At 63.4% G+C, this 24,037-nt stretch carries 17 protein-coding genes; 11 read left to right on the forward strand and 6 right to left on the reverse strand.

The window, feature by feature from the left end; genetic code table 11:
• The first annotated feature begins 79 nt into the window (after positions 1-79).
• From WDB66_RS09645 to WDB66_RS09665, 5 genes are all read left to right on the forward strand, one after another.
• On the forward strand, positions 80-649 hold the full coding sequence (locus WDB66_RS09645; RefSeq protein ID WP_339398354.1) for a cytochrome b: 570 nt from the start codon (positions 80-82) through the stop codon (positions 647-649).
• Positions 646-1,224 (forward strand): YceI family protein, encoded by a 579-nt coding sequence (locus WDB66_RS09650; protein ID WP_339398355.1) that lies wholly within the window; start codon positions 646-648, stop codon positions 1,222-1,224. Before WDB66_RS09645 ends, WDB66_RS09650 begins: the two co-directional genes overlap by 4 nt.
• A 22-nt stretch (positions 1,225-1,246) precedes the next feature.
• Entirely contained in the window at positions 1,247-2,584 is a 1,338-nt protein-coding gene (locus WDB66_RS09655; protein WP_339398356.1) for a DUF697 domain-containing protein, read from the forward strand.
• Positions 2,585-2,713: 129 nt separating this feature from the next.
• On the forward strand, positions 2,714-6,280 hold the full coding sequence (gene dnaE, locus WDB66_RS09660) for a DNA polymerase III subunit alpha (RefSeq protein WP_339398357.1): 3,567 nt from the start codon (positions 2,714-2,716) through the stop codon (positions 6,278-6,280).
• Between the two features lie 42 nt (positions 6,281-6,322).
• Positions 6,323-7,177, forward strand: a complete 855-nt coding sequence (locus WDB66_RS09665) for a hypothetical protein (protein WP_339398358.1) — start codon at positions 6,323-6,325, stop codon at positions 7,175-7,177.
• Here the strand turns inward: WDB66_RS09665 and WDB66_RS09670 are convergent, their stop codons facing one another.
• Together WDB66_RS09670 and WDB66_RS09675 are read right to left on the reverse strand one after the other, a co-directional pair.
• Entirely contained in the window at positions 7,178-8,236 is a 1,059-nt protein-coding gene (locus tag WDB66_RS09670) for an extracellular catalytic domain type 2 short-chain-length polyhydroxyalkanoate depolymerase (RefSeq protein WP_339398359.1), read from the reverse strand.
• Positions 8,237-8,306: 70 nt separating this feature from the next.
• Positions 8,307-10,532 (reverse strand): TonB-dependent receptor, encoded by a 2,226-nt coding sequence (locus WDB66_RS09675; protein ID WP_339398360.1) that lies wholly within the window; start codon positions 10,530-10,532, stop codon positions 8,307-8,309.
• A 183-nt stretch (positions 10,533-10,715) separates the two neighbouring features.
• Here WDB66_RS09675 and WDB66_RS09680 point away from each other — a divergent pair, with 183 nt between their 5' ends.
• Positions 10,716-12,119 carry a GntP family permease gene (locus tag WDB66_RS09680; RefSeq protein ID WP_339398361.1) on the forward strand — a complete coding sequence of 468 codons (1,404 nt, stop codon included), beginning with the start codon at positions 10,716-10,718 and terminating at the stop codon, positions 12,117-12,119.
• Between the two features lie 33 nt (positions 12,120-12,152).
• Here the strand turns inward: WDB66_RS09680 and WDB66_RS09685 are convergent, their stop codons facing one another.
• Positions 12,153-12,779, reverse strand: coding sequence for a hypothetical protein (locus tag WDB66_RS09685; protein ID WP_339398362.1), 627 nt, complete (start codon positions 12,777-12,779; stop codon positions 12,153-12,155).
• A gap of 243 nt (positions 12,780-13,022) precedes the next feature.
• Here WDB66_RS09685 and WDB66_RS09690 point away from each other — a divergent pair, with 243 nt between their 5' ends.
• From WDB66_RS09690 to WDB66_RS09700, 3 genes are all read left to right on the forward strand, one after another.
• Positions 13,023-15,515 carry a serine/threonine-protein kinase gene (locus WDB66_RS09690; RefSeq protein ID WP_339398363.1) on the forward strand — a complete coding sequence of 831 codons (2,493 nt, stop codon included), beginning with the start codon at positions 13,023-13,025 and terminating at the stop codon, positions 15,513-15,515.
• A 379-nt stretch (positions 15,516-15,894) separates the two neighbouring features.
• On the forward strand, positions 15,895-18,399 hold the full coding sequence (locus WDB66_RS09695; protein ID WP_339398364.1) for a serine/threonine-protein kinase: 2,505 nt from the start codon (positions 15,895-15,897) through the stop codon (positions 18,397-18,399).
• Positions 18,396-19,523 (forward strand): prephenate dehydrogenase, encoded by a 1,128-nt coding sequence (locus WDB66_RS09700; RefSeq protein ID WP_339398365.1) that lies wholly within the window; start codon positions 18,396-18,398, stop codon positions 19,521-19,523. The genes WDB66_RS09695 and WDB66_RS09700 overlap by 4 nt, the downstream gene beginning before the upstream one ends.
• Positions 19,524-19,896: 373 nt before the next feature.
• Here the strand turns inward: WDB66_RS09700 and WDB66_RS09705 are convergent, their stop codons facing one another.
• From WDB66_RS09705 to WDB66_RS09715, 3 genes are all read right to left on the reverse strand, one after another.
• Positions 19,897-20,145 (reverse strand): helix-turn-helix domain-containing protein, encoded by a 249-nt coding sequence (locus WDB66_RS09705; RefSeq protein ID WP_339398366.1) that lies wholly within the window; start codon positions 20,143-20,145, stop codon positions 19,897-19,899.
• Between the two features lie 340 nt (positions 20,146-20,485).
• The gene (locus WDB66_RS09710; RefSeq protein ID WP_339398367.1) at positions 20,486-20,788 is read right to left on the reverse strand and encodes a hypothetical protein; all 303 of its coding nucleotides are present in this window, start codon (positions 20,786-20,788) and stop codon (positions 20,486-20,488) included.
• Positions 20,789-21,538: 750 nt separating this feature from the next.
• The gene (locus tag WDB66_RS09715; RefSeq protein WP_339398368.1) at positions 21,539-22,501 is read right to left on the reverse strand and encodes an IS1595 family transposase; all 963 of its coding nucleotides are present in this window, start codon (positions 22,499-22,501) and stop codon (positions 21,539-21,541) included.
• A gap of 133 nt (positions 22,502-22,634) precedes the next feature.
• Between WDB66_RS09715 and WDB66_RS09720 the strand changes: the two genes are divergently transcribed.
• Complete coding sequence (locus WDB66_RS09720; RefSeq protein WP_339398371.1) at positions 22,635-23,255, forward strand: hypothetical protein; 621 nt, start codon at positions 22,635-22,637, stop codon at positions 23,253-23,255.
• Between the two features lie 119 nt (positions 23,256-23,374).
• Positions 23,375-24,037, forward strand: coding sequence for a hypothetical protein (locus WDB66_RS09725; protein WP_339398372.1), 663 nt, complete (start codon positions 23,375-23,377; stop codon positions 24,035-24,037).

A 24,037-nucleotide genomic window follows, 5' to 3' on the forward strand; every position in this document is an offset into this window, starting at 1 on the left:
CGCTACTGTTCAGTACGTCGGGCGCGCACTAGGCTTTGCCGCAGTCATCACCACCTTCATCGCCAAGGAGACGCCCGACATGTCGCTTCGCAATTCCGAACATCGCTGGAACTGGCCCAGCCAGGTGCTGCACTGGAGCATCGCCGCGCTGATCCTGGGGCTGGCGGCGCTGGGTTTCCTGCTGGGTGAACTGCCGCGTTCTCCGAAGTATTTCTGGGTCTACGACCTGCACAAGTCGCTCGGCCTGACGGTGCTGGCATTGATGGTGCTGCGTCTGATCTGGCGCCTGTACGCCGGTGCGCCGAAGCCGGTGCCCGGCACGCCGACCTGGCAGCACGCGGTCGCCAGCGTCACCCACTGGGCGATCTACATCATGGCGTTCGCGATGCCGATTTCCGGCTGGCTATACGACTCGGCCAGCGGTCTGCGCGCGCTGAAGTTTTTCAAGCTGTTCACCGTGCCCAAGCTCAGCGCGCCCAATCCGGACCTGAAGAACCTGGCATTCGACATCCACAGCTGGGGCATCTGGATCCTGCTGGCGCTGGTACTTGCGCACGCCGGCGCCGCGCTGTGGCATCACTTCATCCAGAAGGACCGCACCCTGATGCGGATGCTTCCGGCCTCACTAGAAAAGGACACCACCACATGAACATCTCCACCTCCACCCTGCGCACTCTCGGCGCGCTGGCGCTGGCCGCGCTGCTTTCCGCTCCGGCCGGCGTGCTTGCCGCCACCGCCTGGAGCACCGATGCCGGCTCGACGCTGGAATTTTCCGCCAGCGCCGAGGGTGAGGCTTTCACCGGCCGCTTCGGCCGTTTCGACGCGAAGATCGTGTTCGATCCGGCGGATCTGGCCGGCTCCTCGTTCAAGGTCGAGATCGACCTGGCCAGTGCCGACAGCGCCAGCGCCGAGCGCGACGAAATGCTGCTGGGCAGCGAATTCTTCGACGTCGCCAACACGCCGAAGGCCACCTATGTCGCCACCGCCTTCCGTGAACTTGGCGCTGGCCGCTTCGCCGCCGATGGCACCCTGACGCTGCGCGGCATCGCCAAGCCGGTGGTGCTGGAATTCGACTGGAGCGCCGATGGCGGCAACGCCACCCTGAAGGGTCAGGCCAGCGTCAACCGGCTGGCCTTCGATGTCGGTGCCGGCGACTGGTCCGATGCCTCCACGATCGTGCACGAGATCGGCGTGGCGACATCGCTGACGCTGCGCGCGCAGTGAGCCGCAGCGGCTCGGCGATACGATGAGCCTGCGCGAGCGCTGGCGCCGTTTCCGCCGTCGCGGTGATCCCGTGACGACGGCGGACGAAGGCCAGGACCATCTGCTGCGTGCCGCCGACAGCCTGCGCGCGCTGCTCGACGATGCCTCGATCCCGGCGCCGGTGCGCGCCAGTCTGGCGGCCGACTATTCGCGCATCGAGCTGATGCTGGACAAGCTGGAAAACGGCCACGTCCACATCGCGGTGTTCGGTCGCGTCAGTGTCGGCAAATCGGCATTGCTCAATGCGCTGCTGGGCGATGCTGCGTTCCAGGTCGGCGTGCTGCACGGCACCACCACGCGAGCCGAGCACCAAGCCTGGCGTGAAGTGCAGGTGCAGGGCGTGCACCTGATTGATACCCCCGGCATCAATGAGCTGTCCGGCGAGGAACGCGAGGCGCTGGCCTTCGATGTGGCCGGGCGCAGCGATCTGGTGATCTTCGTGGTCGATGCCGACATGACCTCGGTCGAGGTCGAGGCCCTGCAATTGCTGGCGCGCAGCCAGCGTCCGCTGCTGCTGGTGCTGAACAAGGCCGACCGCTACACCGCCACCGAGCGCGACGCCCTGCTGGCGCGGCTGGCCGAACATTCGCGCGGCATCGTCGCGCCGCAGAACATCGTCGCGGCGATGGCGCAACCGGTGCCGCAGCGGGTGCTGAAAGTGCTTCCGGACGGGCGCGAAGTGGAAGAAGAACGCAGCCGCGAGCCGGATGTTTCGGCGCTGCGCGGGCGCATCCTTGCGATTCTGGAAGCCGAGGGGAAGACCCTGGCGGCGTTGAACGCGGCGCTGTTCGCCGGACGTCTTTCCGACGAGATCGGCACCCGCCTGACCGCGATCCGGCACGATCTGGCCGCCCGCACGATCCGCATGTACTGCCTCGGCAAGGGCGTCGCGGTGGCATTGAATCCGATCCCGGTAGCCGACCTGCTCGCCGCCGCCACGCTCGATGTGGCGCTGGTAATGCACCTGTCGCGCATCTACGGCCTGCCATTGACGCGCACCGAAGCCGGCCGCCTGCTGACCACGATAGCGGCGCAGCTGGCGGCGCTGATGGGCGCGATCTGGGGCATCCATCTGGCGTCTTCGGCGTTGAAAATCGCCAGCGCCGGCTTGTCCACCGCGCTGACCGCCACCGCCCAGGGCGCGCTGGCCTGGTATGCGACGCTGCTGGTCGGGCGCGCGGCGGAAAACTATCTGGCACACGGCAAAAGCTGGGGCGAACGAGGCCCCAAGCGCGTGGTCGCGGACATCGTGCAGAGTCTGGACCGCGACTCGGTGCTGCGCGAAGCTCGCGAGGAAATCCTCGCGCGGCTGAAAGGTTGAGAGCCGCCAGCGCGCCGCTTTTCCGCTGGAACCGCACCACGCCGCCGATCCTGTTCCGTCAAGCCTTGCTGCCCGCCGAGCGCGGCTCTAGGCTGGCCCGTCCGCCACCACCACACAGCCATCCACCTGATGCAGCCGCGTTTCATCCATCTGCACCTGCACAGCGAATTTTCGCTGGTCGATTCCACGATCCGCATCGGCGCGCTGGTCAAACGCTGCGCAAAAGCCGGGATGCCGGCGCTGGCACTGACCGACCAGAGCAATCTGTTCGCGCAGGTGAAGTTCTACCGGACGGCCGAGAAGGCCGGCATCAAGCCGCTGACCGGCGCCGACATGTGGCTGGAAGACGATGGCCTGAAACAGCCGGCGCGGCTGACCCTGCTGTGCCAGGACCTGACCGGCTACCGCAACCTGTGCCGGCTCAGCTCACGCAGCTATCTGGATGGGCACCGTGGCGAGCGCGTCGTCATCGAAGCCTCCTGGCTGCGCGAACATGGCGAAGGCCTGATCGTCCTGGCCGGCTTCCAGAGTGACATCGGCCAATGCCTGCGCGAGGGCCGCGAAGAAGAGGCCGGTCTGCGTCTGGCCGGCTGGCAACGTGATTTCGGCGACCGCTTCTATCTGGAGCTGACCCGCACCGGGCGCAGCGGTGAAACCGAGTTCGAAACCGGCGCACTGCCGCTGGCACGGCAACTGAACTGTCCGGTCGTGGCCAGCAACGATGTGCGTTTCCTCGACAAGGACGATTTCGACGCGCACGAGGCACGCGTCTGCATCGCCACCGGGCGCGTGCTGGCCGATCCGCGCCGGCCGCGCGAGTACACCGCCGAGCAGTATTTCAAGACGCCAGAGGAAATGGCCGAGCTGTTCGCCGACCTGCCCGGCGCCCTGGAAAACAGCGTGCAGATCGCGATGCGCTGCAATCTGGAACTGAGTTTCGGCACGCCCTATCTGCCGCTGTTCCCGGTGCCGGAAGGCGAAACCCTGGACAGCTGGATCACGGCCGAATCGCGGCGCGGGCTGGAGCAGCGCTTGGCCGGATACCGCCTGCCGGCCGGCTTCACTGCAGAGCAGTACCAGCAGCGGCTGCAGGTCGAGCTGGACGTGATCTGCGGCATGCAGTTCCCCGGCTATTTCCTGATCGTGGCGGACTTCATCAACTGGGCCAAACGCAACGACATCCCGGTCGGGCCGGGGCGCGGCTCGGGCGCCGGCTCGCTGGTGGCCTGGGCCTTGCGCATCACCGACATTGATCCACTCGCTTATGGCCTGCTGTTCGAGCGCTTCCTGAATCCGGAACGCGTTTCGATGCCGGACTTCGACATCGACTTCTGCATGGACCGGCGCGACCTGGTCATCGATTACGTCACCGGCAAATACGGCCGCGACCATGTCAGCCAGATCATCACCTACGGCACGATGGCGGCCAAGGCGGCGGTGCGTGACTGCGGCCGCGTGCTTGGCCTGTCCTACGGCCAGGTCGACGATGTCGCCAAACTGATTCCGAACGTGCTGGGCATCACCCTGAGCGATGCCCTCGGGCGCACCGACAAGGCCCGCGACAACGCCGATCTGGTCTCGCCGGACCTGATCGCGCGCTACGAAAACGACGACGATGTGCGCGATCTGATCGATCTTGCGCTCAAGCTCGAAGACCTGACCCGCAACGCCGGCAAGCACGCCGGCGGAGTGGTGATCGGGCAGAAGCCGCTGACCGAATTCTCGCCGCTGTACGCCGAAGCGCCGAGCCGGATCGACACCCACCGCAGTGTCGTGACCCAGTTCGACAAAGACGATGTGGAAGCCGTCGGGCTGGTGAAGTTCGACTTTCTCGGCCTGCGCACGCTGACGATCATCGACTGGGCGGTGGAGGCGATCAATAAGCAAGGGAATCGGGAATCTGGCGCTGGGAATGGGACGCGCGACCTCCCGGATCCCGAACAGTCCCGGCTGCCGCTGGATATTTCAAAGATCCCGCTGAATGACCGTGCCACCTACGAGCTGTTCGCGCAAGCGCGCACCGTGGCGGTGTTCCAGTTCGAATCCGGCGGCATGCAGCGCCTGCTGAAAGACGCGCGCCCGGACCGCTTCGAGGACCTGATCGCGCTGGTGTCGCTGTACCGGCCCGGCCCGATGGATCTGATCCCCAGCTTCTGCAAACGCAAGCACGGCGAGGAACCGATCGACTATCCCGATCCGCGCGTGGAACCGATCCTGAAAGAGACCTACGGCATCATGGTCTACCAGGAGCAGGTGATGCAGATGGCGCAGATCGTCGGCGGTTACTCGCTCGGCGGCGCCGATCTGCTGCGCCGCGCGATGGGCAAGAAAAAGCCCGAGGAAATGGCCAAAGAGCGCATCAAATTCCGCTCCGGTGCCGCCGCCAACGGGCTGGACGAACGCAAGGCCGACGACATCTTCGATGTGATGGAGAAGTTCGCCGGCTACGGTTTCAACAAATCGCACGCCGCCGCGTACGCGCTGGTCAGCTACCAGACCGCCTGGCTCAAGACCCACTACCCGGCGCAGTTCATGGCGGCGGTGCTGTCCTCGGACATGGACAAGACCGACAAGGTCGTGACCTTCCTGACCGAATGCCGCGCGATGGGACTGGAGGTGCTGCCGCCGGACGTCAACGCTTCCGGCTACATGTTCGAAGCCGTCGATGCCCGCACCCTGCGCTACGGCCTGGGCGCGATCAAAGGCGTGGGCGAGAACGCCTGCGAGGAAATCGCGCGGCTGCGCAACGAGGATGGCGGATACCGCGATCTGTTCGACTTCTGCCAGCGCCTCGGGACGCGGGTCAATCGCAAGGTGCACGAAACCCTGATCCGCGCCGGCGCGGTCGATGCCCTGGGCACCAACCGCGCCACGATGATGGCGCAGCTGCCGGACATGCTGCGCGCCACCGAGCAGATGGCGCGTGATCGCGCCGCCGGCCAGGTCGACATGTTCGGCAATGCGGTCGCGGCCCAGGCGCCGATCCTGCCGAGCATCGAACCCTTGCCCGAATGGCCGTTGCTGGAGCGCCTGGCCGGCGAATACGAGACCCTCGGCCATTATCTGAGCGGGCACCCGATCGACCCGCTGCGCGAGTTCGTCGCCGGCCTGATCACCTGCACCCTGGATGGCGTGGATGCGGCACTGGAGCAACGCCGTTTCCAGCGTGGCAATGATGCGCTGGTGCTGCTGGCCGGCCAGGTAGTCGCGGTCAACCGACGCAATGAGGACCGCGCCTTCGTCGCGTTCGAGGATGGCCACGGGCGGATCGAGGCCACGGTCTATGCCGATGTGCTGCGCAACGTCGGCCCGCTGCTGCAACGCGACGCCTTCCTGCTGATCGAGGGCCATCTGCACGAGGACCGCTTCCGTGGCGGCACCGGTCTGCGCCTGCGCCGCGCCTGGGACATCGCCGAATACTGCGCCATGCACGCCCAGCGGCTGCGGCTGACGCTGGACACTACCGTGCCCGGCGCCGCGGAAGCGTTCGCGCACGCGCTGACACGCTTCCAGGGCGGCAACACCCTGGCTTCGATCAAATGCCTGACCGCCACCGCACAAGGCATCGTGGATACCGGCAACAGTCAGGGCCTGAAGGGTTCGGTGGAGCTGGTCGCCGCGCTGCGCGAGCTGCCCGGCGTATCCGCTGTCAGCCTGAAAGTGGCGCGGCCGCCCGCGCCGCCGCCGTCGAACTGAGCCGGCCGCCACTGCTATGGTGTTTCTCTCAGGAGGATGCCCATGAATCTGCGCCAGCGTCTTGCCCACCACGGTTTCGAATCCAACGACGATTACCAGTTCGTGCTGCGCTGCCTGTTCGAAGCCAACCTCTCGCATCTGCGCGTGTTGCAGGTCGATGGCGCCAGCGGCCGGCGCAAGACCGCGTTCGCGACCGCGCTGGCGCATGCGCTGGATTATCCGCATGTGCTCTACCACGACTTCAGCCACATCGAAGCGCCCGCACCGGTGCTGCCGATGTCGGTATCCGACGATGCCGAACCAGGGCCGGTGGAAGCGCCAATGAGCGCCTTCGAGCGCGCCCTGACCGAGGCCTGCGCCTATTCCGAAGGCGAACGCACGATCCTGATCCTGGACCAGTTGCAGGCCGCCGATTTTTCCGACCACATCCGGTTGCAGCGCTTTGCCGCCAGCGGCGAATGGCACCACGGCAGCGCCAGCGCCTTCGCCAATCCGCGCCATCTGCTGCTGGTGCTGATTTCCGAAGCGCCGCTGTACCACTCGCTGGCGCGGATCAGCTTCCGTATCTGGACCGATGCGCAGCGCGCCTTCCTTGATTACCGGCCCGAGGACTACGGTCTGCAGGCCGATGCGCAAGCGCTGTTCACCGCGCTGACGCAGTTGTTTGAACAGACCGGCCTGTCACCGACACCAACCGAATTCGGCCATCTGCTGCAGGATCTGCTGCTGCGTGCGCGCAGCCAGGAACAGCTGCGCCAGGTGCTGTTCGGACGGATCGAAGGGGTCGAACGTGAGCGCCTGGAAACTCCCGGCGCCCACGCTGCGCTGACCGTGGTGATCGAGTGCCTCAGTGATTATCTGGTGCACGACCACATCGAACTGGGTGACGCCAGCTGATCAGGGCTGCAACGGAATCCCCAGCGCTGCGGTCAGATTCGCCAGCCAGCGCATCTGCACGCCGTCGCGGGTGTCGTAGTCCGGCCCGGAATAGCCCCACCAGTCCCAGCAGGCCTTCGGATTGAGCGGCATGAAGCTGGCCCGGGTCTGCGGATACACCACCACCAGATCATAGGCATCGGCCCAGCGGTTCAGGCCGTTGCCGACGATGAAACGGTCACCCAGCATCGCCGCATTCTGCTCGCAGCCATGGAAGGCGATCACCGCGCCGCAGGGTTTGCCGGCCGCGCACTGCTCGGGCACGTAGAGGAAACCTTCCTGCGCCAGAAAAGCATCGGTGCCTTCGCTGCGATAGGCGTTCTGGTCGAAGGTGTGGACCTTGCCGACCACCGCCGTGGCTGCGGCCGGTGCAGGTCCGTACAGCGCGGCCAGCATTTCGCCGGAGGCATCGAAATCGCAGGCACCGATGAAGGGCGCTTCGGTGACATTGCAGGTGCCACCCTGATCCAGCGTCGGCCAGGCATGCGCGATGTCGCGCTCGGCATCCCAGACCATGGTTTCAAGCTGCACCGGCGGCGAGGCCACCTCGCGTGCCAGCGCTTCGTAGATGCTGTAGGAAGCACGCGTCACGCCCGCCGCCACGGTGCTGTCGGCCTTGCCGTGCAGCACGTAGACGCGGTCGCCGTCGAGTCCGGAAAGCGGTGCGATGCGGCCACTTTCTGCCAGCTCGCGGGCACGTTCGGCCAGTCTCACCGGATCAGGCGCATCCGGCTCGCCCTTCATGCAGCGCCCCAGCGCGGTGCCCAGATCGCCTTCGGCGCAGCCATAGGGTGGGCCGGCGATCAGGCCGGCTCCGATCAAGCGGTCGGACCACGCGAAATGCGCCTGCTGCGCCATCGCCGCGCCCGATGAAAGGCCCACTACCGAAACTCGCTCCGGATCCAGATTCAATGCCGGCAGCGCGGACTCGGCCGCCTGCGTGCCGCAGCCGCCCAGCAGCGGTGTCGCCAGGGCAAGCAACGCCAGTACCGCGACAGGTTTGCTTGAATGCCTTTTCATGCCCAACCCTCCATGGGAAAAAAAGCGGGCCGCTGACGCGGCCCGAATGGTGGATCCGCTTGCGTCAGGATCAGAAATCGTAACGCGCGGTGAGAGAGACCTGTCGCGGAGCACCGTAGAAGCCGGTCAGCGTACCCAGAGCGGCGACAAGGTTGTAACCGGTGGTGCGGTATTCCTTGTCGGTCAGGTTGCTGCCCTGCAGCGAGAAGCTCCACGGACCGGGTGTCTTCCAGATGACACCGGCACCGAGCAGGCCGTAACCGGGCTGGTAGATGTCCGGATGCAGGTCGGTGGTCGGCCACACCCCGGACTGGTAGGAGTAACCCAGTCGCGCCGAGAGACTGCCGCCGTTGGCCAGATCGGTGAAGTACTCCAAGTTGACCGCACCGGAGAACTCCGGCGAGTTGGTGAAGTCCTGGGTGTCGGCGATGTTGGTGCCGCCACTGATGAACTCGTCGTACTTGGCATCGAGCCAGGCCAGGTTGCCGTTCAGGCGCCAGTTGTCGGCAATCGCCCACTGGTATTCGACTTCCACACCGTTGACCGTACCTTCACCGGCGTTGGTGAAGTCGCCCAGGAAGCCGCCGCCGGGCAGCTCGGTGAACACCGAGAGCTGGATGTCGTCATAGGCGTTGTGGAACAGCGCGAAGTTCAGGAACAGGCGCTCATCCAGCAGGCTGGCCTTGAGGCCGACTTCAAAGCTGTCCACCTTCTCGTCGTCGAACGGCAGCAGGGTGTGCGGCACCGCGTTGTTGGCGCGGATGTTGTAACCGCCGGACTTGAAGCCGCGCGAGGCCACGCCGTAGAGCAGCACATCCGGGGTGATCTGGTAATCCAGCGACACCTTCGGCGAAACGTTGGAGAAGCTCACCGACTTGTCGAACTCGGCCGCGATCACGCCGGTCGGGGTGGTGAAGGTGTCGTCGGTGAAGAAGACGTTGTAGACATCGGCGCGCTTGTCCTCGTCGGTCCAGCGGGCACCTAGGTTCAGCGACAGGCGGGTGCTCAGGTCGAAGGTCCAGTCGCCGTACAGCGACAGCGATTCGGTATAGACCGTGCCCTGGGTGTCACCGAACTGGATGCCGAAGAAGTTGTTCAGCACCTGGCCACCGGCTTCACCATCGAAGTAGTACAGGCCGACCACGCCACGCCCGGCGCCGCCGGCATCGTAGTGCGCCTGAAGTTCATGGCTGACCTGGGTGTCGTTGTAGAACGCCTTGACATCGGCGATCGGGAACGGCAACGCGTCGAAGTCGATATTGGTTTCGGTATCGGACTCGCGCTTGGCCACGATGTACTTGAACACCCAGTCATCATTGGCACGCCAGTTGGCGGTGGCTGAAATGCCCTTCATCGAGGTGTCGTTGATGTTCGGCATGCTGTTGCGCACGTCGTAACGGCTGTCCATCGGCAAATAGCTGGCCGCATCCGGGAACAGCAGGCCGACCACGGCATGCGTGTTCGGCGCCAGCAGCTTGGCACCACGCACGCCAGACTGGTCGTCCATCCAGTCGAACGCGAACTGGATGTCGAAATCATCGGTCACGAAAGCGCCAAGCTGGCCGCGCGCGGCGAGGATTTCCTTGTCGCTGACCTCTTCGCCGGTGAGGATATTGTTGCCGTAACCGTCACGGTTGAGGCTGGCAAGCGAGATGCGGCCGCGCAATGCGCCGTCGCTACCACCCAGCGAACCACCGATGGCGGCCTTCACATCGACCTGGTTGTGCTCGCCGATGGTGAGCGAGGCGAAGCCTTCGGTCTCGACCGGCAGCGGGTTGGAGATGTACTTGATCGCGCCACCGATGGTGTTCTTGCCGTACAGCGTGCCCTGCGGGCCGCGCAGCACTTCCACCCGGCTCACGTCGAACACGTCCAGCAACGCACCCTGCGGACGCGCGATATAGACGTCGTCCATGTAGATGCCCACGCCCGGATCAACGCCCCAGAGCGGATCGGACTGGCCGATGCCGCGGATATAGGCGGTGATGGTGCTGCTGGAGCCGCGTGCGGCGTACAGCGTCATGTTCGGCACCTGCGCCGAGAGGTCGGAAAGATCCTGCACATTGAGCCGGTCCAGGGTTTCCGGGGTGAATGCGGTGACCGCGATCGGCACGTCCTGGATGGTTTCCTCGCGGCGACGCGCGGTAACCGTGACGCTGCTCAGCGACACCGGCTCGCTGCGGGTATCGGTGGCTTCAGGCGTTTGTGCGTCGGCATCGGCTTCGGTCGCGGCAATCGCGGTGAACGGCACGGCCAGCACGCAGGCGATGGCTAGACTCAGGTACGAGCGTTTCATGGATTTTCCCTCTGTGAATTCGCTTGAATCGGGGTTGGCTTGGCATGGCCGGTTTCTGGGACCGGGTTGCGCTGCCATGTTCTTCGTTTGTACCGCGCAGGGCACTTGTACCTTCGTCCAGTGGGCCGCAGCGGGCTGGTTTCTTCACACTGCCGGCCTGAATAAACCTGCGGAACCGTGCCCATGGCTTTCCTGATTGTTCTGGCCTCGCTGTGCTTTCTGATGTATGTGGCCTATCGCGGCTACAGCGTGATCCTGTTCGCCCCGGTGGCCGCGCTCGGCGCGGTGCTGCTGACCGACCCTTCACTGGTGGCGCCGATGTTCACCGGGCTTTTCATGGACAAGATGGTCGGGTTCCTGAAGCTCTACTTCCCGGTATTCGTGCTCGGCGCGGTATTCGGCAAGGTGATCGAGCTGTCGGGGTTTTCCAAATCCATCGTCACCGCCGCGATCCGCATCGTCGGCGCAAAGCGCGCGATGCTGTCGATCGTGCTGGTGTGTGCGCTGCTGACCTACGGCGGGGTGTCGCTGTTCGTGGTGGTGTTCGCGGTGTATCCGTTCGCAGCCGAACTGTTCCGCCAAGGCAACATCCCCAAGCGCCTGATCCCCGGCACCATCGCGCTGGGTGCGTTCACTTTCACCATGGACGCGCTGCCGGGTACGCCGCAGATCCAGAACATCATCCCGACCACCTTCTTCGGCACCAACACCTGGGCCGCGCCGATTCTCGGCACGCTCGGCGGTATCTTCATTTTGATCATCGGCATGAGCTATCTGGAATGGCGGCGCCGGGCTGCGGCGCGCGCCGGTGAAGGTTATGGCGATGCCGCCAGTCTGCTGAACGAGCCGGCCGCCTATCAGGGCGGCGCCCTGCCCAACCCGGTGATCGCAGTGCTGCCGCTGATCCTGGTGGGAGTGAGCAACATCGTGTTCACCTGGCTGATCCCGCAGTTCTATGGTGAAAGCCATTCCTTCATTCCTGCGGTCATCGGCGATCCGGCACCAGTGGTGCAGGAGGTCTCGCGCATCACCGCGATCTGGGCGGTTCTGGGCGCGCTGCTGGTCGGCATCCTGAGCGTGCTGGCGTTCGCCTGGCGGCCGGTGCTTTCACAGTTTGCCGAAGGCTCGAAAACCGCCGTCGGCGGCGCATTGTTAGCGGCCGGCAATACCGCTTCCGAATACGGTTTCGGTGCGGTGATCGCGGCCCTGCCCGGCTTCCTGGTCGTGGCCAATGCGCTGGGTTCGATCCCGAACCCGCTGATCAACGAGGCCATCACCGTGACCGCGCTGGCCGGCATCACCGGCTCGGCCTCGGGCGGCATGAGCATCGCGCTGGCGGCGATGGCCGACACCTTCATCGCCAATGCCAACGCCGCCGGTATTTCGATGGAAGTGCTGCACCGCGTGGCCTCGATGGCCTCCGGCGGCATGGACACGCTGCCGCACAACGGTGCGGTCATCACCCTGCTGGCGGTGACCGGCCTGACCCACCGCCAGGCCTACAAGGACATTTTCGCGATCACCATCATCAAGACCTGCGCGGTGTTCTTCATCATCGGCGTGTTCTACGCCACCGGGCTGGTGTAGCGCGGCTTTCCCGTACCCATCGACGGCCTGTGCTCAGGTGTGCGGAATGCGCGGGTCGTCGAACAGGTCGTTGACTTGGCGCGGGTTGTCGAAGCCACCCGTCGTGCCCAGCGGCACCACGGCTCCGACCACGTTGAAGTCCTCGTCCTCGTGGTACAGGTTGCTGTAGCTGGCCACGCCGGTCGTGATGTTGGTGGTGAACTGCGCAGTTTCGCCATCGTATTGGGCCTGCTCACGCGCATCGGTATCGCCCTGATCGGTGCTGATGTGCATCAGTTGGCGCAGTCCGTTGTCGTACTGCAGGTTGGTGCTGCCGTCGTAGATCGAGGTCCAGTCGATTACGCCGTGCGGCCCGAGCGCTTCCATCGTGATCCTGGTGCCATCATCCAGCAGGATGCTGCGGCGCCTGCCGTCCCATCCTTCCGCTCCGCCCCAGTCCTTGATGTGCTTGCCGTTGAGATTTTCATGCGGATCGCCCCAGTGCTGCACGGTGTTCATGCGCAGCGGATCGACGATGGTGATGGTGTGGGCATGCATGCCAATGCAATAGCCGCCGGAACTTTCGTACCAGATCAGGCCGCCACTTTCGAAGCCATCGGCAAAACCCGGACACTTGCGCGAGACCGCCACCAGCAACCCGTTCTTCAGCAGGACCTGCATTTGCGCACTGGGTGGCAGCAACGAAGTCGCGCCGGGCAATGCCGCGTCTGCGGCAGCAAGTGAAACCGCAAAGCACAGCAGGGTCGCGCAGCCCCCTGCGCATGGAACCTTCCGCAACATCGATGTCATCATCGCGCTCCGCCACGGCACGGATATCGTGCCCTCCCTTGCAGAGGCGCAGGATCGCGGCAGACCGGCTCAGGCCGGCACCAGCCTCGCCACCCATGTCAGGAACCGGAGCCCATGCTCAATACCCGGGAATGGTCGCTGCTCAATGAGCTTTTCCATCAGGCCTGCGAACTGCCGATCGCAGAGCGCGACGCCTTCGCACGCGAACAGGCCGGCGACCAGCCGGAACTGCTGGAAGAACTGCTGCGCATGCTGCAGGTGGAAGCCGATGCCACCGACGCGGTACGCGCACCACTGCGCGATCTTGGCAGCCGGATTCCAGAAGAATTGCCCGAACCCGAGCCCGGCACCCGTTTCGGTCCGTGGCAGGTGGATCGCCTGCTCGGCAAGGGCGGCATGGGCCAGGTGTATCTGGGCCATCGCGCCGATGGCGCCTACACGCGCCAAGTCGCGATCAAGCTGATCGGCAGCAAGAGCCACGACGCCCGCCAGCAAGCCCATTTCGAACGCGAACGCCAGCTGCTGGCACGCATGCAGCACCCGGCCATCGCACAGATCCACGATGCCGGCAGCGATGAGCACGGCCGCCATTACCTGGTCATGGAATATGTCGAAGGGCTGCCACTGACGCAGTGGTGCAACCAGCATCACCTCGGCCTTCGCGCACGCCTGCGCTTGCTGCTGCGCATCGCTGAAGGCGTGCAGCACGCGCACCAGAAAGGCGTGGTGCACCGCGACCTGAAGCCGGGCAACATCCTGATCAGCCAGGTCGACGGCGTGCCGATACCGCGTATCATCGACTTTGGCATCGCCGCGCGGACCGACGCCGATGCCGCCAGCGCAGGCACCCCCGATGCCGGCGGCACGCCCGGCTACATGAGCCCGGAACAGACCATCGCCGGCATGGACGTGGACAGCCGCAGCGATGTCTATTCGCTGGGCGCGATCCTGTTCGAACTGGTCTCCGGCAAGCGCCCGCGTGGCAGCGGCAGCACCGGTGAAGCCACCCGTACCAGCGAGCCGCTGCGCCCGTCGGATCAGATCGCCACCCTGAGCGCGGAAGAAATCGCGCAACTCACCCAGACCCTGAAACTGCCGCCGCAGCGGCTGCGGCGTGTGCTGCGCGATGACCTGGACTGGATCGTGGCACGCGCCACCCAGCCCGACCGCGAACAGCGCTACCCCAGCGTCGCGTCCTTCGCCGACGATCTCAACCGCTGGCTCGATGGCTGGCCGGTGCAGGCCGCACCGCAACGCCGGCTCTGGACACTGCGCAAGTTCGTGGTACGCCACCGGCTGCCGGTGGCGGCCGCAGCGCTGCTGCTGCTGAGCGTTTTCGCCGGCCTGATCGCCACCACGTGGGCGCTGCACCGTGCCGAACAGGCGGTGCTGCGCGAGCAGGCGATCAACCACTTCCTCAACGACGTGCTGACCAGCGTTGATCCGGTGGTCGCCTTCGATCTGGACCAGACCCTGATGCGACGCGTGCTGGACCGCGCCTCGGAACGCATCAAGACCGAACTGGCGGCGCATCCGGAAGCCCGCTCCCGGCTGGAGATCACGCTGTCCAATATCTACAGCAATCTGGGCGATGCCGAACGCGCCCTCGTGCATCTGGAGTCGGCGCGCGACGTCGCCAACACCCATCTGGGAGCGGCCTCCGAACCGGCCCTGCTGGCACAGATGGAACTGGCGCACCATCACGGCAGCCGCGGCCGGCTGGCCGATGCCGAACAGTTGCTGCGCACCCACCTGCCCGCCGCGCACCGCATCCGGCAACAGAACCCGGTACTGCACCCGCAGATGGAATCGCAACTGGGCTGGGTGGTCCGGCAGCAGGGCGGACGCGCCGAAGAAGCCCGCCAACTGCTGGAAAACAGCTACCGCACCCTGCTTGAGCGGGTCGGACCCGAGCACATCCGCACCATCGACGCCGGCCATTTCCACTCCACCGCGCTGAGCGAATCCGGGCGCATGGAAGAAGCCATCGCGCTGCTGACACAGCTGACCGCCACCCAGAGCCGCGTACGCGGCGAAGACCATCCACAGACCCTGGCGCTTCGCAACAGCCTGGCCGGTTTCCATTCGCTCAATGACGACCCGCACTCGGCCGAGGCCGAGTTCCGCACCATGATCGACGTGGTATCGCGCCAGCACGGCAGCGGCAACCGCATGCTGCCGGTGCTGCACGTGAACCTGGCCTACACCCTGCATCGCATGGGCGGCAGCGCGCGGATGCAGGAAGCCGGCCAGCTGTACGACAGCGCGGTGCAGGCACAACAGGCACTGCAGGGCGCCGACCATCCACTGACCAGCCAGATGCGCGAGATGCGCGCCCAGTGGCTGCTGGACGATGGACAAGCCGAACCGGCCCGCGACGAACTGCAGGCAGTGCTGGCCGCCACCCTCCACGCGTTCGGCGAAAACCACCCGGCGATCACCAACATCCTCGCGCTGCTGGCGCGCAGCGAACTGGCACTGGGCAACACCGGCGGCGCACGTGAACATGCGCAGGCCGCGCTCGCACGCCTGATGGAAGGCACGCCGGAACATGACCGGATCCAGCGCGAAATGCAGGACATTCTCAGCACCACCGCCGCGCCGTAGACATGCGCCCGCCACCGGGGAACCTCTGATCCGGCCGGAACTCCGGAAATCGCAGGCCCGCTTCCGCGAAGCCTGCACAGACCCATATCCGGGCCTGTACCAATCCACCCCGGCGCAACCGCTCGCCCGGTGACCATCGACAGCGGCGCCGTGCCAATATCGGCACCTGCTGCGGCTGTCATGGCAGGCGGCCCGTTGCCTGCGCCCGTGCCACACCGCCGTCGCCTGCCGGCTACACGCCCCGTGGAGTCCTGCACCGCACCGGTGTCATCATCAACCTCTTGCAGTTCGCGCAACCGCCAGGCCGCTCTTCACCACGACTCCGGCACCCGGAAGCTGCCTGCCACCTGCCATGATCCGCCCAGCGGGAGCCCAACCCATGTTCACACCCGAGGAATGGACCCACCTCGACGATCTCTTCCACCACGCCTGCAAACTGCCGGTGGAACAGCGCGAAGCCTTCGCCCGCGCCCAGACCGGCGACCAGCCGCAACTACTGGAAGAACTGCTGCGCATGCTGGCGGTGGAAGCCGATGCCACCCAGGCGGTGCGTGCACCGCTGCGCGATATCGGCACCCGGCTTTCCGCTGAACTTCCCGAACCCGAACCCGGCACACGCTTCGGCCCGTGGGAGTTGGATCGCCTGATCGGCAAGGGCGGCATGGGCCAGGTGTATCTGGGCCATCGCGCCGATGGCGCCTACGCGCGCCAGGTCGCGATCAAGCTGATCGGCAGCAAGGGCCGCAGCACGCGCCAGCGCGATCATTTCGAACGCGAACGGCAGTTGCTGGCGCGCATGCAGCATCCGGCCATCGCACAGATCCACGATGCCGGCAGCGACGAACACGGCCGCCTCTATCTGGTCATGGAATACGTTGACGGCCTGCCGCTGACGCAGTGGTGCCGTCAGCAAAAACCCAGCCTGCGCGAACGCGTGCGACTACTGACCCGCATCGCCGATGGCGTGCAGCATGCACACCAGAAAGGCGTGGTCCACCGCGATCTGAAACCGGGCAACATCCTCATCGCCGAAATCGATGGCGTGGCGGCGCCGCGCATCATCGATTTCGGCATCGCCTCGCAGGCCGATGAAGGCGCCGGGGAAGACAACCGGCCCGAGCCCGCCGGAACACCGGGCTACATGAGCCCGGAGCAGACCATCTCCGGCATGGACGTGGACAGCCGCAGCGATGTCTACGCACTCGGCGCGATCCTGTTCGAACTGGTTTCCGGCAAACGCCCACACGGCACCACCGCCACCGGCGAAGGCAGCAGCACCGGCGAACCGCTGCGCCCCTCGGACCGGATCGACACGCTGAGTCCGGAAGAAATCGCGCAACTGGCGCAGGCCCTGCGCATTCCGGCGCGCCGCTTGCGCCGCACGCTGCGCGACGATCTGGACTGGATCGTGGCGCGCGCCACCCAGCCGGACCGCGAACAGCGCTACCCCAGCGCCGCCGCGTTCGCCGATGACCTGCGGCGCTGGCTCGATGGCTACCCATTGCAGGCCGCACCACGCCGGCGTCTGTGGCTGCTGCGCAAATTCGTCGCACGCAACCGGCTGGCGGTGGCGGCGTTTGCCGCGCTGGCGCTGGCCGTGGCCGGCGGCCTGGTCGCCACCACCTGGGCGCTGCATCGCGCGGAGCAGGCGGTGGCGCGCGAGCAGGCCAGCAACCGTTTTCTCAGCGATGTGCTGACCAGCGTCGATCCCTCGATCAGTTTCGACCTGGACCAGACCCTGATGCGCCGCGTGCTGGACCAAGCCTCCGAACGCATCCGCACCGATCTGGCCGAGCACCCGCAGGCGCGTGTGGAAATCGAAACCACGCTGGCCTACACCTACCAGAACCTGGGCGATCCGGAACGCGCCCGCACGCATCTGGAATCGGCATTGGAAACCGCGACCGCCGCACTCGGCCGCAATGCACTGCCCACCCAGATCGCGGTGATGGAACTGGCCAACAACCTGACCCATGGCGCCGACCCCAAGCGCGCCGAAGCCCTGCTGCGCGACAACCTGCCCAGCGCATGGAAGCTGTCCGATCAGGATCCGATACTTGCACCGCGCATGCAGTCACGTCTGGGCTGGAACCTGCACCGGCAAGGCCGCCAGGATGAAGCCCTGCCGCTGCTGCAGCACAGCCACCAGACCCTGCTGGAGCGTGTTGGGCCGGACCACCAGCGCACCATCGACGCGGGCCAGTATCTGGCCGCCGGACTGGCCCAGAATTCACGCCTGCCCGAGGCCATCGCGATGATGCAGGATCTGGTGCAACGCCAGATCCGGCTGCGCGGCGAGGACCACCCGCAGACCATGGCACTGCGCAACAGCCTGGCCGCCTTCCACGGAGAAAACAGCGATTTTGCCGCCGCCGAAATCGAATACCGTGCGTTGATCGACGCCCTCACCGGCCAGCACGGCACCTCCTCACAGATGCTGCCGATCCTGCAATTCAATCTGGCGACCACGCTGCACAAGAGTGGTGTGCCGGAGAAAATCGAAGCCGCCGGGCCGTATTTCGTATCGGCACTGGACGCACAACTTGAACGCCAGGGCCCGGACGCGGCCAACTCCATCACGATGCGCCGGGTCCGCGCCAACTGGCTCGCCGATACCGGCCGCAACGAACAAGCACGCGACGAATACCAGGCCACGCTGACCAGCGCCCGCACCACCTTCGGCGAAGCCCACCCGCAGATTGCGATATTGCTGGAAGGTCTGGCCCGGCAGGAACTGGCGCTGGGCAACACCGAAGCCGCACTCGCCCATGCCGAGGATGCGCTGGTCCGGATGCAGGCCATGCCGGATACCCCGGCTGAGCAGATCACCGCGCTGCGTGAACTGTTGGACACCATTCGCAACACAGCACAGGCATCACCATGAGCAGCGGGCGGGAGCGCCCCCGCATCGGACTGGTCGGCAGCGAAGGCGCCTATGGCCGCTGGCTGCGCCGCTTCTTCGAGCAGCGCATGGGGCTGGAGGTATTCGGCACCGATCCCGGCCATGCCGGCACACAAACGCCGGAAGCCCTGATCGAACACTGCCAGGTGCTGCTGTTCTGCACTCCGATCCGCCACACCCCGGCGATCATCAGCGATTACATCGAACGCGCCGCCGGACGCGAGAAACACCAGCTCTGGCTCGACATCACCTCGGTCAAAAACGGGCCGGTGGCCGCGATGCTGCAATCACAGGCCGAAGTCGTCGGCCTGCACCCGATGACCGCCGCGCCCAAGGCGCCGACCCTGAAAGGCCGCGTGCTGGTGGTCTGCGAAGCCCGCCTGCAACACTGGCGCGCATGGTTCGAAGCCTTTCTTGCCGCGCTGCAGGCCCAATGCGTGGCCAGCACGCCCGAGCGCCACGACCGCATCATGGCGCTGGTGCAGGCGATGGTGCACGCCACGCATCTGGCCCAGGGCGGCGTGCTGCGCGAATACGCCGAAGAACTCGGCGGCCTGGACGCCCTGCTGCCGTTCCGCTCGGCCTCGTTCGAACTGGACAGCGCGATCCTTTCGCGAATTCTTGCGATGAACCCGGCGATCTACGAAGACATCCAGTTCGGCAACCCGCACGTGATCCCGATGCTGGAACGGCTGCAAACCCAACTGGCCAAACTTAAGTCCAGCGTGGAACGCAACGACGACACCGGCCGCGCCGCCTTTCGCCGACAGTTTCTCGACGCCGCGCGTGAAACCCTCGGAGAAACCTCCGTCGCCGCCGGAAACTACAGCTTCGAACGCGTCGGCTACCTGCTCGCCGATCTGGCCGGCGAACGCAGCATTTCGATCCACTTGCCACAGGACCAGCCCGGCTCGCTGCGCCGCCTGCTGCACGCCTTCGAACGCCACGGCATCAGCATCGACTCGATCCACTCCTCACGCACCCCGGCCGGCGAAGTCCACTTCCGCCTCGGATTCTCCGCCGACATACCCACCCCCGCCATTACCCGCGCCATCACCACCATCCACGATGAAGCCATCGGCGTGGTGCTGGAAAATGTGTGTTGAAGGAAGCGTGGGCGGGATGCTCGCAGTGTGAAAATTTCCGGCTTCTCCCTTCTCCCCCCGGGAGAAGAGCCTGCCCCGGACTTGATCCGGGGTGGCGCGCAGCGCCGGATGAGGGTACGAGCCGAACCCAACAACAAAACTTTCCCCAAAGACTGAACCGCAAACTCAGCCCGCAGCCTCCTGCCAACCCACGCCCCGGCTGACGCACCTGCATGCCCATCAGCCCTCACCCACTCAGGAATGAGCCACACGACAGCCCTGCTCACCCATGCAGAAAAAAGAGAAGCCGGCATCGCCGGCAACCCTTGAATCGTGCACATCAAGTGCAAACCGCCCGCCGGCAATGCACCCAGAAGCCACAACCACAGCACAGTCAACCGCGCTGCCGCGCCTCCAGATACCGCGCAAACGCCACCAGCGATTCCACCCCCAACGCCTCGCAGATATCGACGAACTCGGTGATATCCAACCGCCGTTCACCACGCTCGAACTTCGACACAAAAGTTTGCGTATTCCCCAACCGCGCACCCAACTCGGCCTGCGTCAGCCCGGCTTCTCGGCGCAACGCCTTGAGCACAGCCAGCAGACGCTGATAGTCGTCGTGATAAGTGGACGGAGACATGGGCCTTGCCTGATCAGGCAGGCAACGCTAGAGTCCGTCTTGGGATAGTCAAAAATCGGCTTTATCATTCATCTAGAACCGATCACCGGATCTCAACTACAGGCGATCAAGCCAGGATCGAAAGCGGAACAGGGGAAAAAATGAAGATCGCAACCGCACGGGACAAGGCGAAAACCGGCGAGTGGGACGTGGCCGGCTTGCAGGCAGCACTGGAGCGCGGAGAGGTATTGCCGAGCGACCTGGTGTGGATTCCGGGATGGGAAACGTGGCGCAGGCTGTCAGCGGCAGCAACTGAACTCGGGATTCGGTTTCCGGCAGCGGTTCATAACCAGCCGCCGCCTCAACTGTTGGAACCGGTCAAGACGCTTGGGCCAGCAATAGCACCTATTGGAACCCCAGCATGTACGGAGGCATTGGCGCCGATACCTGAGCAGCTCAAGACTCCATTCCCAGCACTCATCTGCACTCCGTCACTCACCCCACCGATAAGCACTGAATCACCATCACCATCACCACCAAAGCCGGATAACAACATGGGCAATTCTAAAGATAACCCCTCGGTATCACTTGAAAGAAGGAGTTCAACCTCTATCACCGGGAAATTAGCCACCATAATAATGGCCGCCACCATTTCAATTTCCATTTCCGCTTGCGATAGTGTCCTGGATTCAATTACAGGAAATGACTTTGAGATCATTGTTCCTCAAGCATACACCACTCTTGGAATTTCCATTTATGACTGTAGCAGGAGTTGGCACGACATCCCTGAGTGCACTATTCGCAATGACACTCAACACAACATCCCGTCAGGATCACTAAAGTATTTCTGCTTTGATGGGCAAGGAAATATAATGAGAGGCGCTGGGCGGGGGGAGTTCCCAATGGGTGTAACAATTGTTCCTGGTGCCTCGCTTAGGGTGGAAATCATGTGCCACGGAAGAAGCATAGATATAGCGAGAATTGGATTTGGGTTTTATTCTGACGAAACACCTCGCCCGCCCAACTAAGCAACTTAAATTCATTCAATGACACCAAAGGAGACACGGAAAAATTACGGGAAATGTACCAGGGATAATTACCAGTCTCGGCCATGATGACTAGCCAATTACCTGACCTTTTCCAGCCGCCGCACAAACCCATCCAACACCTCAGCCAGATTCGCACTGCCAATCTGCACCGGTTGCGGTGGCAAGGCATTGATCGAGTCGAGGATAAGACCCACTTCTGCCTGAGTTTGTGAAAATATGCCAGGAGTAATTAATTTGCACAGGAAGCATACCAACCCATAAAATTCGATGAGCTTCCCGTATCATAGAACCAAAATTACTAGGCGGTTTCATTATGAGAATCCATGCACCTCTGTCTTTTGCACTTACCTGATTAGCCCCATCCCTCAGCCATGAAAGTTGTTCGCCAAGCGCAGAACCCGCTCCGGACAAGGCTTGCAGCGCGTCAGCGCCGTCGCCAGCCGTGGCAGCATGTCGCGCAGGCGGAATCTGCGGTTGAAGCGATACGCAGCTTCGGCCAGGTAGCGACGCGCGTACTTGGCCTGACGCACCGCGTGGTACACGCCGCTGATGGCACGCTTGGCGTTGGCCAGCACCACATTCGCCCAACACGCGCCTTTGGCCTGCGTCGCGGCGCGACCACCGCCGGTGACCAATGTGGTGTGTGCGTGCCCGGCTTCTTCCAGTTGCCGGAAACAGGCCAGGCCATCGGTATAGACCTCGCATTCCGGTTCCAGCCGGCGCTCGATCCAGTCCCGGAGCGACGCGTTGTCGAACGCCTTCACAGGTTCGATCACGGCGAAGACGGGGTATTCCAGGTTCTCGTCCGTCTGTACGGCGATGAGGAAGGGCTGCTTGTTCTCCGATCCGCGCCCGGGCTTGCCACCGTTGCGCTCACCGCCCAGGTAGGCGTCGTCGATCTGTACGAAACCCTTGAGTTTCCTGGGTTCTTCCCGCTCCAACATGGCCTGCATGATCTTGTGCTTGAGCCGCCAGGCGGCCTTGTAGTTCACCCCCAGGTGACGCATGAGCTCCAGCGCTGCCATGTTGGTCTTGGTCGTGGTGAGCAGGTAGATCGCCTGGAACCACGTGGTCAGCGGCAATCGGGTGGAGGCGAGCAAAGTGCCGCTGGTCAGCGTGGTCTGATGGCGACAGGCGCGGCATTGGTAGTACACCGTCGTTCCACGCCGGAAGCGCGATCGGGTTCGGCCCTCGCACTTCGGGCAACGAAACCCCTGCGGCCAACGCCACTGATACAAGGCCCGGTAGCACTTGGCCTCGGTGCCATAGCGTTGGATGAACTCGTTCATCGACAACCCGTGTTGGAACTGCATGATATTGATGCCCATGTCCCTCCTCCTGCGTGTTCGGCGGGGGCATCGTCTCGCAGCGGCGTCTCAGATCCTGAGACGGCTGGCTGAGGGATGGGGCTAATCAGGTGCACTTATCCTATTAATAAGCTGGATGCCTCAAGGGAACGCATTGACGCCAGAAAATGGCGAGGTGCCAACCCGGTGTGAGAACATACTAGCCACTTATGCCCTTCTTATGAGGGCTCAACTTGAATGTAAGTTCAAACCCTATGATGAAGAAATAAACAACATATCCAAAGAGTGCATGAAGGAGTTCACTGAAAAAAGGGTCAAGGAGATTATTAAATTTGGCTTAAGTGAATTCGACAGAAACGTCAAAGAACTTGGACGCGATGATGGTAGATTCTGTCAATCACTGGCAGCCGCACACCCGCAAATCATCAAAAAAGATAGCGGTCAGGATAAAACACAATACCCTGGCAATGAAAACCTTCTAAAACTATCCACCTGGAGCGCGAGCGAGCAAATAGGAGGTAGCAACGTCAATGGCCGCCCATATTACTTTGACATCACTTATCTGAAAATTTCGTCAGCAGCCGATCAGATAGAGATAAGGGATGTGGTTGTGAACAGAGGCAATTGCAAACTACCAGCCTGGCAGGTAGAGAAGCTACCTACAAAACTAAAGTTCGGGCAGTCCATGCAAATCAAGTTCTCAGCAGGGGACTGTGATCCTGCCGAAGTGTCAATTTCAACAAATTACGGAATGCTTTCATATGGATTCCAATAGTTTAGTTGTGAGTGCGTGGGATCGCTCTGCGCAAGAGATCAATCACTAAAGACATATGATCTGAATAGCCTCCTGAATTACCAGTCAATTCGCTTACTGAAAACAACCATGAGGTATCCATGAAAGCTACTAAGTCAATTAAAATTTCTGTTGCTGCATCCTCGCTGCTCATGTCCTTCTCAATTCATGCCGGAGAAATAGAAGCTCAAAATAACGGCGGCACAGCCTGGCGCGCAGGAATCGATGGTGTCGTCATTGAATGGAGTGACGATGGAGACTTCAGCCGCATTTATTCGGGTTACACACAGCCTGTCTCTGTACCCAACACCCGCGGGATCAGGAATGCGAAGGTCATTGCTGAAGAAAAGGCGAAGGCTGCCATCATCAAATTCCTGGAGCAGACTGTAGCCACTGAAACCTTGACTTCCGAGGTCTCCTCAGACATTGAAAACACCAGTGCACAATCTCAGAATGGCGGCCCAGTGAATTACTCAACGGAAACCGCTAGCAAAATGATTTCGTCTCTCAGCGAATTCACGTCCTCCTATGCCAAGGGCACATTGCGCGGGGTCATCAGACTTGAGGAGGGGTATGAGGCCAGTACTAGCGAAGTCTGGGTCAAAGTTGGATTCAGTAACAAAACAATGCGGGCTGCCAGTTCTGTTCGCGAAGCCATCTCAAATGACGGGAAACCGGCTCACCCTGCACTCATGGATGGTGAAGTGGGTACAGGAAGTGCGGTAAAGAGCCACGTCCGAAAAACCGAACAGAAAGACTGGTAA

Origin of the sequence: Denitratimonas organivorans, assembly GCF_037478135.1 — a bacterium.
Lineage (GTDB): Bacteria > Pseudomonadota > Gammaproteobacteria > Xanthomonadales > Xanthomonadaceae > Denitratimonas.

Bases quoted from the DNA above. Each gene is read 5' to 3' on its own strand.
- WDB66_RS09645 (WP_339398354.1), top strand. From the start codon at position 80: ATGTCGCTTCGCAATTCCGAACATCGCTGGAACTGGCCCAGCCAGGTG.
- WDB66_RS09650 (WP_339398355.1), top strand. From the start codon at position 646: ATGAACATCTCCACCTCCACCCTGCGCACTCTCGGCGCGCTGGCGCTG.
- WDB66_RS09655 (WP_339398356.1), top strand. From the start codon at position 1,247: ATGAGCCTGCGCGAGCGCTGGCGCCGTTTCCGCCGTCGCGGTGATCCC.
- dnaE (WP_339398357.1), top strand. From the start codon at position 2,714: ATGCAGCCGCGTTTCATCCATCTGCACCTGCACAGCGAATTTTCGCTG.
- WDB66_RS09665 (WP_339398358.1), top strand. From the start codon at position 6,323: ATGAATCTGCGCCAGCGTCTTGCCCACCACGGTTTCGAATCCAACGAC.
- WDB66_RS09670 (WP_339398359.1), bottom strand. From the start codon at position 8,236: ATGAAAAGGCATTCAAGCAAACCTGTCGCGGTACTGGCGTTGCTTGCC.
- WDB66_RS09675 (WP_339398360.1), bottom strand. From the start codon at position 10,532: ATGAAACGCTCGTACCTGAGTCTAGCCATCGCCTGCGTGCTGGCCGTG.
- WDB66_RS09680 (WP_339398361.1), top strand. From the start codon at position 10,716: ATGGCTTTCCTGATTGTTCTGGCCTCGCTGTGCTTTCTGATGTATGTG.
- WDB66_RS09685 (WP_339398362.1), bottom strand. From the start codon at position 12,779: ATGCAGGTCCTGCTGAAGAACGGGTTGCTGGTGGCGGTCTCGCGCAAG.
- WDB66_RS09690 (WP_339398363.1), top strand. From the start codon at position 13,023: ATGCTCAATACCCGGGAATGGTCGCTGCTCAATGAGCTTTTCCATCAG.
- WDB66_RS09695 (WP_339398364.1), top strand. From the start codon at position 15,895: ATGTTCACACCCGAGGAATGGACCCACCTCGACGATCTCTTCCACCAC.
- WDB66_RS09700 (WP_339398365.1), top strand. From the start codon at position 18,396: ATGAGCAGCGGGCGGGAGCGCCCCCGCATCGGACTGGTCGGCAGCGAA.
- WDB66_RS09705 (WP_339398366.1), bottom strand. From the start codon at position 20,145: ATGTCTCCGTCCACTTATCACGACGACTATCAGCGTCTGCTGGCTGTG.
- WDB66_RS09710 (WP_339398367.1), bottom strand. From the start codon at position 20,788: ATGGAAATTGAAATGGTGGCGGCCATTATTATGGTGGCTAATTTCCCG.
- WDB66_RS09715 (WP_339398368.1), bottom strand. From the start codon at position 22,501: ATGGGCATCAATATCATGCAGTTCCAACACGGGTTGTCGATGAACGAG.
- WDB66_RS09725 (WP_339398372.1), top strand. From the start codon at position 23,375: ATGAAAGCTACTAAGTCAATTAAAATTTCTGTTGCTGCATCCTCGCTG.